8 protein-coding genes and 1 tRNA gene are annotated in these 13,427 nt (G+C 42.5%); 6 read left to right on the top strand and 3 right to left on the bottom strand.

Annotation, left to right across the window (positions count from 1 at the left end):
- Window positions 1-7: 7 nt before the first annotated feature.
- The 3 genes from D6024_RS04565 to D6024_RS04555 form a co-directional block, all read right to left on the bottom strand.
- A complete protein-coding gene (locus D6024_RS04565) occupies window positions 8-739 on the bottom strand; it encodes a 3'-5' exonuclease (RefSeq protein WP_121353345.1) in 732 nt (243 codons plus the stop codon).
- A gap of 458 nt (window positions 740-1,197) precedes the next feature.
- A complete protein-coding gene (locus D6024_RS04560; RefSeq protein ID WP_121353501.1) occupies window positions 1,198-2,280 on the bottom strand; it encodes a mannose-1-phosphate guanylyltransferase in 1,083 nt (360 codons plus the stop codon).
- Between the two features lie 120 nt (window positions 2,281-2,400).
- Window positions 2,401-3,360, bottom strand: coding sequence for a KpsF/GutQ family sugar-phosphate isomerase (locus D6024_RS04555; RefSeq protein WP_121353344.1), 960 nt, complete (start codon window positions 3,358-3,360; stop codon window positions 2,401-2,403).
- A 448-nt stretch (window positions 3,361-3,808) separates the two neighbouring features.
- On the opposite strand from D6024_RS04555, the gene recQ reads away from it, so the two are divergent.
- From recQ to D6024_RS04520, 6 genes are all read left to right on the top strand, one after another.
- A complete protein-coding gene (gene recQ, locus D6024_RS04550; RefSeq protein WP_121353343.1) occupies window positions 3,809-6,073 on the top strand; it encodes a DNA helicase RecQ in 2,265 nt (754 codons plus the stop codon).
- A gap of 245 nt (window positions 6,074-6,318) precedes the next feature.
- Window positions 6,319-6,391 (top strand) — tRNA-Phe (locus tag D6024_RS04545).
- Between the two features lie 732 nt (window positions 6,392-7,123).
- A complete protein-coding gene (locus tag D6024_RS04535; RefSeq protein WP_162944531.1) occupies window positions 7,124-8,452 on the top strand; it encodes a hypothetical protein in 1,329 nt (442 codons plus the stop codon).
- The gene (locus D6024_RS04530; protein WP_121353341.1) at window positions 8,419-9,072 is read left to right on the top strand and encodes a condensin complex protein MksE; all 654 of its coding nucleotides are present in this window, start codon (window positions 8,419-8,421) and stop codon (window positions 9,070-9,072) included. The genes D6024_RS04535 and D6024_RS04530 overlap by 34 nt, the downstream gene beginning before the upstream one ends.
- The gene (locus D6024_RS04525; protein ID WP_121353340.1) at window positions 9,069-12,419 is read left to right on the top strand and encodes a hypothetical protein; all 3,351 of its coding nucleotides are present in this window, start codon (window positions 9,069-9,071) and stop codon (window positions 12,417-12,419) included. Before D6024_RS04530 ends, D6024_RS04525 begins: the two co-directional genes overlap by 4 nt.
- Window positions 12,388-13,236, top strand: coding sequence for a hypothetical protein (locus tag D6024_RS04520; protein WP_121353339.1), 849 nt, complete (start codon window positions 12,388-12,390; stop codon window positions 13,234-13,236). The genes D6024_RS04525 and D6024_RS04520 overlap by 32 nt, the downstream gene beginning before the upstream one ends.
- Window positions 13,237-13,427: the final 191 nt, after the last annotated feature.

Genomic DNA, 13,427 nt, shown 5'->3' with positions numbered 1-13,427 from the left:
CTACCGGTCAAACATCTGCTTTGCGCAGCGTTTTGATTTCAACGTTCGGGGCCGGGATCAGCGGCTCGCAATGAAAGCGGAGGAGCACCTGCGCCATCGTGATCACGTCTTTCTGGCAATAGAGCACGATGCGTTCCAGGTCTTTTTCCACCCAGTACACGGAATGCACCATGCTGCCGTCGATATCGTCTTTAGGCGAAGGAATGCCCAGCACTTTGGCCAGGAGCTTCAGCGATGTAAAGCTTTTGTAATCGCCGAATTTCCACAGTTCCATCGTATCGAGGTGACGCACTTCCCAGGGTTTACGGCCAGAGATCTTTAAGATTTCCGGGATCTCGATACCGTTGATCACCATGCGGCGGCAGAGGTAGGGATAGTCGAACTCCTTGCCGTTGTGCGCACAGAGGAATTTATCGGGGCTGCCGCTCCAGCTTTGCAGCATGGCCGCAAAATCGAGGAGGAGCTTTTTTTCATCGTGGCCGAAATAGGATTTGATGACGATCTTTTTACCCTCGCCATTGCCCTGCAGGCAGCCGCAGGAAATGCAAACAATCTTTCCAAACTCGGCGTAGATGGCTGCCCGGTGATACACGTCTTCGCTCGTTTCGACATCGCTTCCCCGAATAAGCGACCGCGCCTTGTGATCCCACAGTTCTTTCCAGTCCTCATCGAGGTGGTTGTATGTTTCCACCTGCGAAACGGTTTCGATATCGATGAATAAGATATTGTTGAAATTCATGAGCGCCAATTTAGCGATAAGCTGCAAGCTACACGCTGCCTGCAAAAACTAAAAAAGAGTTTATGCACAGCCCCGCCCTCCGGGAGCCACAATGCACGAAGGCCGGCTACGGCAAGAGGCGTTTGTTTACCAAAGAATTCCATCCCTTCGAGGGATGGAATTCTTTTTTGTCCGGCTGTGTTCCGAACGCTGAAGAGTGCGACGCAACAGGTGTTCAATCGACGTTCCATCGCTGGCAACATAAAAAATATTCCGCTCCTACGAAGCTTTATTCTTCCCTCTATTCTTGTTTCTACTAACACGATGCCCCTCCGGGGCAAAAGAAAAGCCGTTGGCGGGGACGCCAAACGGCAGCAAAAAGCCTCCATCAAAATGAATGATGGAGGCTTAAAACATATCGTGCGTAAGCGAGGTTTGCGCTTGGATCACCCCTCCCTGGAGGGGTTTGGGGAGGCCACCTACAAAAATTTCTCTCCCGTATTCCGTTTCACTTCTGCCACGTATTCCTTGATGGCCTGCTCTTTTTCTTTCTTGCAGATCAGCAGCACATCCTTGGTATCGGCAATGATAAAATCTTCGAGCCCCTGCAGCACCACCAGTTTTTCGTCCGGCACATGCACCACGCATTTGTTGCTGTCGAAGACGATCACCTTGTCGCCGGCTACGGCGTTGTCGAAATAATCCTTCTCCATATTTTCCCAGGCGCTGTTCCAGGTTCCCAGGTCGCTCCAGCCAAAAGAGGCCGGGATCACAAACACGTTGTTGGCTTTCTCCATCACGCCGAAGTCGACGGAGATGTTGGAGCACTGCGGGTAGATGGCTTCGATCGCCGCCTTTTCCTCCCCTGTATTCAGCCTGGGTTCGTCGGCAGAAAACAGCTCGTACATTTCAGGCATGTACTGCTGGAAGGCCTCCAGCCCATTTTTAATCTTCCAGATAAAAATGCCCGAGTTCCAGAGAAAATCGCCGCTCGACAGGAAGGTCCGGGCCAGTTCCAGGTTGGGTTTTTCGGTAAAGGTTTTCACCTTGTATACCCCGGGTGCCGCTTCGGCCGATCCATGCTGGATATAGCCATAGCCGGTATTGGGATAGGTGGGCTGAATGCCGATAGTGAGAAGGGCGTGGTGCCTGTTTACAAAATCGAGGGCTTCGTTGCAAACTTCCAGGAACTTATCTTCCTGCAAAATCAGGTGGTCGGCCGGCGCAATAATGAGCGAGCCTTCGGGGTTCCGTTGCTGCAGCTTAAACGAAATATAGGCAATGCAGGGCGCCGTGTTTTTCCGAAACGGCTCACCGATGATGTTCTCTGCGGGTAGCTGGGGCAGTTGTTCCTGGGTGATGTCGAGGTATTCGTTGGCGGTAACGACGTAAATATTTTCAACGGGCACCAGCCGGGCAAACCGGTCGAAGGTTTGCTGGATCAGGGTTCGTCCCACGCCGAGAATATCGAGAAATTGCTTGGGATGCCCCACGCGGCTTACCGGCCAAAACCGGCTGCCGATACCACCCGCCATAATGGCCACATAGGTGTCTTTGTTCATGTTGTTCAACGCTTCACTGTTTTATCGGTCATCAAAAAGCTGTCTTCTTATTACACCTCTTCTTTCCCGTTTGAATTTTGATTTTGACTTCGGCTGGCATTCAATGCACCCGGTGGCTATTCAGATCAATCCTTCTTTCACCAGGTCGTGCAAATGAAGGATGCCAAGGTAACTATCATTTTCGGCAACTACCAACTGCGTGATCTCATTTTTCCGCATGATGTCCAGCGCATTCACCGCCATATCCGATGGCCGCACCGTTTTGGGATTGATGGTCATGATGTCGCGGGCCAGGATATGGCTGATGCTGTCGCTTTTTTGGAGCATGCGCCGCAGGTCGCCGTCGGTAATGATTCCCAGCAGTTTTCCGCCGGAGCCGGTAACGGCCGTTACCCCCAGCCTTGTCCGCGTCATTTCCATGATCACCTCTTTTACCGACTGGTCGGCCCGGACCTCCGGCTTTTCGTTTTCACCCGACAGGTCGCCCACCCGCAGGTAAAGCTTCTTGCCCAGGGTGCCGCCGGGGTGCAGCTTGGCAAAATCCTCGATGTTGAACCCCTTCTTCTCCATCAGGCAAACGGCAATGGCATCGCCCATCACCAGTTGGGCCGTGGTGCTGGTCGTCGGCGCCAGGTTGTTGGGACAGGCCTCCTGTTCCACCGTGGTGTCAAAAACAAAATCGGCTTTCTTGGCCAGGTAAGAACCGGTGCTGCCGGTGATGGCAACAAGGCGGTTGCCAAAATTCCTGATCAGCGGAACCAGCACCTTGATCTCGGGACTTTCGCCGCTTTTGCTGATGATGATGACCACATCGTCCTGCTGCACCATGCCAAGATCGCCGTGAATGGCATCGGCGGCATGCAGGAAAATGGCCGGCGACCCAGTCGAGTTCAGGGTCGCCACGATCTTTTGCGCAATGATGGCGCTTTTGCCAATGCCGCTGATAACGATGCGCCCCCCGCAGCCCGCGAGGCACTCGATGCCTTTTTCAAAGGTCTCGTCCAGCCGTTTCACCAGTCCCTTTATAGCGGAAGCCTCCATCTCGATGGTTCGCACCGCCGCTGTTCGTATTGTATCCATTGTCTTCAAGGGGGCAAAAATAACCGCTGATTGGCAGGATTTCCCGAAAGGTTGAATGGGATTTTAGCGCCTGCGGCAAAACCGTTCCCGGTTGGGCCCTGGTTGCGCCGCCGGCTTGCACAAACCCGGGAGAATTTATGACCAGGATCAACGCCTCACCGCCGCAGGAACGGGATTTGCTGACCGGTAAAACCTTATCTGGCTAATAATCAAACCACTCCATGGTAAATAGTTGTCATTTTAACTATTTACTGTTTTGAAAAAAAATTTCGTGAAGTAAATTCGCTGACCCTTCGGGAAACAGTCAGAACGGCTTTCCAACCGAGCCACCAGAATACCGTACCTATTTAAAACGCGGTCGTCACAATTTGGTAACCTGTTCTTTTACTGTTGAATAAAAGTGAAGTGTGATTGAATGATAGCTTTTTAAAGCTTTAAAACTAAGAAGATGCCTACTGTAAAGAAAAACCAAACAAAAACAACCAGAACCAGGACTACGAAAACCACCACGCCAAAAAACGGAATCGATTTACGAAGCCCTCTCCTGGAATATTTCGGGTTTAAAGATTTTAAAGGCCAGCAGGAAAATGCCATCAATTCCCTGCTTTCCGGCCAGGACACGTTTGTGATCATGCCCACCGGTGGTGGCAAAAGCCTTTGCTACCAGTTGCCGGCCATGATCAGCAACGGTGTGGCCATCGTTGTGAGTCCCCTGATTGCGCTGATGAAAAACCAGGTGGACCTTGTCCGCGGCTACAGCAGCAAAGACGATGTGGCCCACTTCCTCAACTCCACCCTTTCTAAAAAAGAGATCAAGGAAGTGCACGACGACCTGAAGTCGGGCAATACCAAAATGCTCTACGTGGCGCCGGAAACGCTGACGAAGCAGGACAACCTTGATTTTTTCTCCGACCTGGAGATTTCTTTTTTTGCCGTGGACGAAGCGCACTGTATCTCCGAGTGGGGACACGATTTCCGCCCCGAGTACCGCCGCCTGCGGGAAATGATGGACCAGATCTCCCCCGCCTCTCCGGTGATTGCGCTGACGGCCACCGCCACGCCCAAAGTACAGAGCGACATCGTGAAAAACCTGGGCCTGCGGGAGCCGAACATTTTCATTTCCTCGTTTAACCGTCCCAACCTCTATTACGAAATTCTGCCCAAGGTCAAAAAAGACCAGACCCTGAAAAGCATGACGAAGTTCATCGTGCAGAACAAGGGCAAGAGCGGCATCATTTATACCCTGAACCGGAAGACCACCGAAGAACTGGCCGATATGCTGATGGCCAACGGCATCAAAGCCGTGGCCTACCACGCCGGGCTGGACTCGAAGCTCCGCGCCGAGCGGCAGGACCAGTTCCTGAACGAAGACGTGCAGGTGATCGTGGCCACCATCGCCTTTGGAATGGGCATCGACAAGCCGGACATCCGTTTTGTGATCCACTACAACATCCCGAAGTCGATTGAAAATTATTACCAGGAAACCGGCCGCGCCGGCCGCGACGGGCTCGAAGGAAAATGCATTCTTTACTATTCGCATAAAGACGTTTCCAAGCTGGAACACCTGATGCGTGACAAGCCGCTCTCCGAGCGGGAGGTGGGCGCCCAGCTGATTAATGAAAGCGTGTCCTATGCCGAAAGCGGTGTTTGCCGTCGCAAGATTTTAATGAGCTATTTCGGCGAAGAATTCAAAGAAGACAATTGCGGCAACTGCGACAACTGCCGTCACCCGAAAGAAAAGGTGGAGGCAAAAGACAGCGTGGTGCAAGCCATCAAGGTGATCAAAGCCCTGGACGAACGCTTTGCCACCGATTACACGGTTTCGATTATTATCGGTAAGCTGACGCCGCAGATCAAGATGTTCCGCCACGACGGCCTGGCCGAATTTGGCCTTGGCAAAGAGCAGAACGAGCATTTCTGGAATTCGCTGATCCGCCAGATGCTGCTGGAAGGTTTTCTGACAAAAGATATCGAGGAATACGGTGTGTTGAAGATGACCAAAAAAGGCGAAGACTTTTTCAAAAAGCCGAAGTCATTCCCAGTCGTGGTCAATCACCTCTACGACAACGCCAACGAGGATGATGAAGAAGGTCCGGCCGACACCGCCACGGCCACTGCGCTGGACGACCAGCTTTTTGGCATGCTGAAGGAGCTTCGCCAGAAAGAGGCCAAGAAAAAGAACCTGCCGCCCTTTGTGATCTTCCTCGAAACCTCCCTGCAGGACATGGCGACCCTCTACCCCACCACCACCGCCGAACTGGAAAAATGCCAGGGCGTGAGCAAGGGTAAGGCCATCCGCTACGGCAAGCCGTTCATCGAGATGATTGCGAAATACGTAGAGGACAACAATATTGTAAAGCCGGACGACTTTGTGATGAAGAGCGTGGTGAACAAGAGCAGCAACAAGGTACACATCATCCAGCAGGTGGACAAAAAGATCCCGCTGGAGATGATCGCCAAAAACAAGGACCTGCGCCTCGACAGCCTGCTGGAGGAAATGGAAACCATCGCCGCTTCCGGCACAAAGCTGAACCTGGACTACGCCATCTCCGATATGCTCGACGAATACGAGCAGGAAGAGATCCTGGAATACTTCAAGGGCTGCGAAACCTCTTCGCTCGACGTGGCGCAGCAGGAACTTTCCGACGGCAACTACAACTGGGAGCAGTTGAAGATCATGCGGATCAAGTTTTTGAGCGTGTACGGCAACTAGGCGCTAAGAGAGAAAGGATTGAAAGGGGAGAAAGAGTTTTGGCTCGTCTCTCCTTTTTCTTTTTCCCACCGCCATACCTCGTTGCCTCGTTGCCTTCTGCCTCGTTGCCTCTTTGCCTTATTGCCTTTCTGCCTTGATGCCTATTGCCTCCCCCTTCCCCAAAATTTTTTAAGAATCTCTTGGCCCTGTTTGGTTTTTTATCGGGTTGATTCCCTTATTTTTGCTGCCCGCAAACGCGGAAGGCTGGTGCGGTAGCTCAGTCGGTAGAGCAAAGGACTGAAAATCCTTGTGTCGGCGGTTCGATCCCGCCCCACACCACAACAAAGCCCTCGGTATTTACTGAGGGCTTTTTATTTGCCGGACAGCCATCAGCAGTACCCTTATGCAAAGGTTCTTTTGCTTTTTCTATCAGAACTTGATATATGAATAACTCGACCTAAGTCAAAAAGTCCACTTTTGGACTTAGGTTTTAAGGATGTGAATCATGTTAGCTGTTTTTTGAATGATGTGATAAAGTAGAGCAGTCGGTAGAGCAAAGGACTGAAAATCCTTGTGTCGGCGGTTCGATCCCGCCCCACACCCAAATTAAAAAGCTAAAAACTTAGATATAAATACTTAGGGGTTTTCTATTTAGAGGGCCGGTGCGTTGGTTGTTGATTTATTATTTAACATTTATACCCTTTTAGCCTTTTCAATTTTGAGAACATTAACATTGTCATTTTGATCTTCTAAAGAACTAAGTCCTTACTCCTGCTGCTTAAAATGGCCACAAACTGGGTCTCAGTAAATCGTGATTGCTTCATTATGACAGTTGTTGAATTGAAGTATTCTACTTAAATTCTTAACCGTCCAATATTTAGGAGTACGCACAAAATATTTGAACATAACAACACTCTTTTGCCGAAGAATTCTTTCTTTTGCGTTTATGGGAAATGATTAAACCTTTTCTTATTTTCAGTTTGTACTTGTCATCTTCTTCTATATAAGCAAGTCATTTCTAACAAGTTAAGCTTATTTTGACTATTGATATATAAACCAACTGCTACTGCTTTGCAAAACGAGTTATTAATTTCATTATCAAAAAGCTATTCAGACCTCTTACCTCAAAACAAAGAATCTTTACTATTGATTGTTTGGTTATATAGAAAGGTAGAAAAGAATTACATAAATGAGGATTTCGAGCAAAAGGATTTGAATGATACAATTGATGAAATTGTAGATTTTCTAAAGATAGAAACTGAAAAGAATAAGGAAAACCTTTCCCGTAAGCTAAGTAGCTATTTTTTCATCACCGAAAGGATTGGAAATAAGTATCAAATACATCTCACAGTATATGCCAAGGAATTCTGTAAATTAGTACTTACCCAAGTGCAGCCAGAACTTAAAAAGCTGGAACTATATCACGTTTTTAAGAGGACATTACCACTTCATGATGGTGACCTTGAGAATATAGATAATTTAAAATACTGGTTTGATAATAACTTTCGCCCAGCAAGGAACGAGATACTGGCACATACAGAATTGCTGCAAACCTCCATTGAGCTGAGACTAAATGACTTAAGAACGCTGCTAAAGCCTGACGTTGAAAATCCAAAGGAATTAATAAACTCATTTCTGGAAATCTTTAAAGAATTAGAAAATCAAACTTCTGGCTTGATTAATACAATTGATCATAAGAACGACACTCTCAATAAAATAAAGTCGTCTAAGGACAAATTCTTGTTTGAAGAGGAGGCCTACTTGGAGTTTTGCCGGATGCAAAATGAGATAGAATTCTTTTTTCAAAGTATTGATAGAAGGATTATAGCTATCAATCATAAAATACAGTTAGCATCTAAAAGGTTAAGGAACTTATTAGATACTCTAAAACATAAGCAATACTTCAAAATAAATATTGAAAAGCTATTGCTGATTATGCTGAGAACAAGCACGGTAGACAAAGGCGAGATAAGTATTCATCAAGTTTTTCCTAAAAAGTTGTTGCCTTTTATACCAACAAAGTTTTTAGCAGTTCCAAATATAGATTTTCAATTTTATTCTAAATCTGAGCCAGAGAAGAATGTAGTTGATAAAGAGTATGAGGAGATGGAACGAGAAAAAGGCTTGAAAATGTTAGAAGTTCAGGAATCAACTGCAAAATGGATAGACAAAATTAGCCAGGAGATAGAAAGTGGTGTTGAAGTGGATTTTGACCTATGGTTTGATAAGATTTTATCTCAGGAGAAGAACTTGGAAGTACCAATACAAGTTTGCTTTGGTTTAATTGAGTCTTACAATAATTCTAATAATAAAAGCATTTCAATTCAAAAAGAAAAGGTTGAAAAGACCCTGTATAATATTGCTTTATGGAGAATGAAGTTACAGTCTACTCCTTCTTAAGCTCTGAATCGGCAAGAAGGTACTTTGCAGATACTGATATTGTTTTAAAGCAAGGTCGGCATATCCAAGATTATGGTAGTGATACTAGGTTGTTTTCTTTTATCGATGAATATTATGATAAAGGATTAAGGGAGTATTATCGTGATTTCTTTGGGATGAACTTGGCAAAAGACTCAAGTGATAATGAACGGTTTTATTATTTAGAGTTTCCAGAAGATAGCAAAGGCAAGTTTGGTAAGGATAACAGAAGTAAAGAGCTAGAAGATGAAAAAGTTATTTTTCTTATTCTAATGCTTAACCTATACAAAGAGAAATTCTTTGAAGCTAAAGAGTTTGAATGGCAGGAGCTTGAACAAATCTTTAAGGAAAGTGAACAGAGAGAACTCTGGCAAAATCTGCTTTATGGTAAGGTCAAGCCTAATTATACACCAAATGAGGAACTAGCAGTAAAAGACAAGGTCAAGAGGGCCTTAAATGATTTCGAAAAGTTAGGCTGGATAGTAATTAAAGATAATGATGAAATGCGGTTTGAAATAATGCCGAGTATTGAGAGAATAAGCAAACTATATAGTGATGTTATTAAGAATGTTGATACAATAGAAGAATATTTAAAAAAATGAGTAGTTACCCTAAAATATATTCAATATCAACTGTTGGTGTTCGTCAGCATGACAATGTTGACTTCCTTTTGCATTCTGTTAGGACTGACTTTACTGGGAATAACGGATTAGGTAAGTCTATAATAGCCGATTTACTGCAATTAGTATTTATACCCTTAAGAGATGAATGGAAACCGGGGACAGAAGGATTAGATAAGGATAAAAGAAGAATAGAAAGTATTCCCTTAGATAAGGAGTGGATAAATCATGCTTATTGCTTCATAAACATACAGAAGTCTGAATCTTCCTTTATTACTATTGGTGTGTTTATTCCTAAAAGTTCAAGGTTGCCCGTAAGACCTTTTATAATCCAGGCGGGGGATGACTTTGAGAATAAAAAAGTGCCATTAAGACCTTTTCAGCAAATATTATCTTATTCTGACTTTCTTGCTGATAATCTGCATATTTATGACTTGGCTGAGTTAAAGAGAGCCTTAAACAAAAACTACAATCTTTTCCTTAAGGACTTTTATCAGAGGGACCAGATAAATGAATACTTTGACCTTCTATATAAGAATCAAATTCTACCCATTGACTTAACAAAAGAGAACAATTTTAAATCTTTTGCTAAGGTGTTACAATCCTTTTCTAGGGCTAAAACGTTGGATGTAAATAAGTCCAAAAGTTTACAAGACTTTTTGTTTGAAGATAATGACGATATTAAAACATCATTTGACCTACAAAAAGAAGTTTTAAACCAGCACATACGGAACTTTCATAAAGCTGATTTAGAAATTAAAACCTTAGAAAGAAAGCAAAAACAGCTATCACATTTAAAAGATACGTATAACTTTTATTTGAAATCAAAGGGTGAGCACCTGACTAAAAAAGCTCATTTTCATTTCAACCTTTATACCGAAAGTTTAAAGGCCTATAACGAGAATAATGCAAAGATGGAAAAGGCTGCTAGTGATTTCAAAAATTCTACAGCTGAATATGAATTACAAAGCCAATTGTATTATTCAAAGCTAATAGAGCAGAAAGAAACTTGTCAACGGATAAAAGATATACTTGATGAGCAGAAAGCTGAATCCGATGCTCAACATATTGATGCCCAAAAGAAGAAGCTACAAAACTTAAGGAGTGAAGTTGAAAGACTGCAAATGTTACAGCCAACTGTTTATAAGTATAAAACAGTTGAACAAATAAATGCTGCTTTTGAACATCAAGAAGAAATGAAAGACCGAAAGAGGAGGCTCTCAAAACTAAAAGCCTGTACTCTTTACAGGAAGTTCCAAAGTTCCATGTGGGCAAATGATTATACTAGTGCCTATGAGTTTTATAATGCCAGGTTACAAGAGATTGATAGGCTTTTAGAGTCTCATGATGAACTCTTGAAGTTATATGACGAGGGCAATAAAGATTCGTTTTTCAATTGGGCAATCAGTGAAGGTAGCTCTTTGAGTATTGAGCAGGAAAGCATCTTGATGGCATTTAAAGATGTCTTTATAAGTCGTGTTTCCCCAAATAAAGGATTAAGGTTTACTCTGAACCCTAAGTTCTTGTTGAATTCTTTTGAAAGAGAAGGTCAGGGAGTATGGGTTATGCTAGGAGACTTATGTGAGTATATCCCACTTGTTCAAAAACAAATCTTTAGTGATAAGGATAAGCTAAAGCAAGCTTTGGAAAACAATAGGGATAATGTAGTTGCAGAAGTAGGTGAGCTTAAACAAGAAAAAGAGGATATAAAAAGACTTAATCAAGAGTTGCTGAATTTAGGCTACAACCAGGAATATTGTGAAGTATATTGTAACAGAGATAATATAGAAGCTTTTGAAGTTAATAAGCTTCTTACAGAAGAGAATTTAGACTTTATTGAACGAAGCTTTGATTCCTTTGAGAGAATAGAATCTATAAAAAAGGAAGCAGATAAGTTAGATGGGTACATAACAAAGGCTATTGGTAACAATGCTACTTTGGAAAATGAGTATAAGCAGAATGATAGAGTGTCTGCAAATATCTATGTTGAGCTTAGAGACATCCGAGGGGAACTGCTTAATCCAATTGAACTTCAAAAAAGTGATATTTCCTTTTTAAGTAAGAATCAACTTATCGATTTAAGGGATGATTTATCTAAGGACTTGGATACAATTAATAAAGCTAGAAACTCAATCAGAAAAAAGAAAGATGAATTAGACCGGATTTATCAGGTATGTAAAGAGAAGGACAAAGTTTTAAGTATAAACAAGTCTAGTGCTGAAAAATCATTCAATCAATCTAAATCTGAGTTAGAAGAGCAAACTGATTTGATGTTTGATTCATTACTTTCCTTAGGTAATATTACAGAAGATATTATTTCCACTTTAAATGAGCAGTATGATATTGCTCAAAGGAGTTATGAAAGGGAGTTTACAACTGTATGTGAACTATTTGATGAAACTAAGCAAGTAAATAATAATCCAGAAATCTACTTGGCAAATGGCCTTCCTACTTATAGCTTTCAAACGTTAGTTGATATTCTTTGTGGTAAGATTGGAGTTGAAGGCTTAACACAAGAGTTGAAACAGCTTAATGATACACTTATCACCTTAGGCGATTTGCAGTTGAAAATTTTGACTGAAGTTTTTAGTCTTGTTGAAAAGCAGTATAAAGAGAATGAAGAAACAGTAAGGCGGCTAAACTTCTTTTTTCAGAAAAATAAAGTAAGTAATCTTTTTCAGTTTAGAATTGAATTTGAACCAAGAAAAGATATAAATATTGACTGGATTGAAAAAATGAAGGAGAAGGCTAGGGTTCAAAAGCTAGGTCCTGACTTATTTACATTACCGGAGAACTTGCCTGAGAATGGGAATACCCCAGAAAACTTAATAAAAAATATTGCACGTACATTTTATCATTCTGTAAATGCAGAGCCGTCTGAGTTATTAAATCCTAAGTTTTATTTCAAACTTAAGGTAATGATGGAGGACGAAAAAGGTAAGTCAAATTCAGGTAGTGGGGGACAAGCATACACTGCTTTAGCCTTACTCTGTATTGGTAGGTTGTCAATTGTCCAGAAACATCAAGAAAAAAACCAGGGAGTTAAGTTCATAATAATTGAAGAGTTGTCAAATATTGATGACACCAACTTTAATATTTTTCCAGAGATATCGAAGCAGTTTGGATATCAGTTAATAACAATGACACCAAAACCCTTTGGCTCCTATAATGATGAGGAATGGTACTTACACATGCTAGTTAGAGGAAAGGAGGATAAAGAACGTAACTATACTCCCATGAGTTTCTTTAAGACGAAATACAGAAAAGTTGAGTTAACGCAGTATAAGCAGGAACAAAATGAACTGGAAGTCGATAAAACTCTTAAATGAGTTATTCGAGAAGGGTGAAACTTCAAAAGAAATAATGGATATCCCTCTCGCTAAGAGAATGTTGGAAATGGAATATATAGTCTATTCTAATAAGAGTAGAGTATTCAAGACTAACCTTTTTGACGGCTATTATTCTGGTACATTACTTAGAAATTATAAACAATTTCAGGATTTAATAAGTAAGTATAGCTTACAGGACACCAATTTCAATGAAACAGATTTAATAGCACTAGTGAAGATTGAGTTGAATAAGGGGGCGATATTATTGGATTCACAAAGTATGAAAGAGATTTCTACTCTATATTTTGATGATGCTAAATATCTCAAGAGGGGCACTAAGTTGTATGAAGCAGTATTAAAGATTTTAGATGTAGAAACCTTGCCAATTGATGAACACGACCAACAATATCTACATGTATTACACTGCAAAAATAAAATACCTAAAATTGTTGTTCTTTGTGAGAATGATAACCAGTTAAGAAAGCCAAGACTGGATGATATCGAGCTTTGGTTTGCAGGTGGCAGGAATACAGCGAAGCTAAAGTTTGTTCCTGAGCCTAAGGTGTCATTCTACTATCTGTGTGACTGGGATAATCGAGGTATTGAGATTTACCAAGACATCAAGAAAAATTTATTTCCCTCTATTCAATTACTTATTCCAGAAGAACCAATAAAGTTGTCAAAAGTAAAAAGTGATTGGAAAACAAAGATTGATTATTCCTTATTTTCAATAGAAGCAGTCGAATTGCTAGAAAAGTTAATTCCTGAATATTGGATTGAAGAAGAAAGTATCAAGCATAAGTTATTAGTGAGATAGGAAACTTTCAACTATGCCAAAGTGCTATTAAATATTGTTTTATAAATTTCGAGAACCCGTACCAGCTAGTGGTTTACCCTCATTCATCTATTGTCATTGTTGGTGTTGAGGTTTAATTCCTGGGCACAGGCTCACCAACAATAAGACCGGTGCCTGGCACCACTCCGTCCCCCGCTACCCGTAGAGTTCTT

This window comes from Flavisolibacter nicotianae (assembly GCF_003628535.1).
GTDB lineage: Bacteria > Bacteroidota > Bacteroidia > Chitinophagales > Chitinophagaceae > Flavisolibacter > Flavisolibacter nicotianae.
Note: the sequence above shows the minus strand (reverse complement) of the source record. Positions and strands in the feature narration are given on the sequence as shown.

Excerpts from the sequence above, each read along its gene's own strand:
- D6024_RS04565 (WP_121353345.1), bottom strand. The coding sequence starts at position 739 with ATGAATTTCAACAATATCTTATTCATCGATATCGAAACCGTTTCGCAG.
- D6024_RS04560 (WP_121353501.1), bottom strand. The coding sequence starts at position 2,280 with ATGAACAAAGACACCTATGTGGCCATTATGGCGGGTGGTATCGGCAGC.
- D6024_RS04555 (WP_121353344.1), bottom strand. The coding sequence starts at position 3,360 with ATGGATACAATACGAACAGCGGCGGTGCGAACCATCGAGATGGAGGCT.
- recQ (WP_121353343.1), top strand. The coding sequence starts at position 3,809 with ATGCCTACTGTAAAGAAAAACCAAACAAAAACAACCAGAACCAGGACT.
- D6024_RS04530 (WP_121353341.1), top strand. The coding sequence starts at position 8,419 with ATGGAGAATGAAGTTACAGTCTACTCCTTCTTAAGCTCTGAATCGGCA.
- D6024_RS04525 (WP_121353340.1), top strand. The coding sequence starts at position 9,069 with ATGAGTAGTTACCCTAAAATATATTCAATATCAACTGTTGGTGTTCGT.
- D6024_RS04520 (WP_121353339.1), top strand. The coding sequence starts at position 12,388 with ATGAACTGGAAGTCGATAAAACTCTTAAATGAGTTATTCGAGAAGGGT.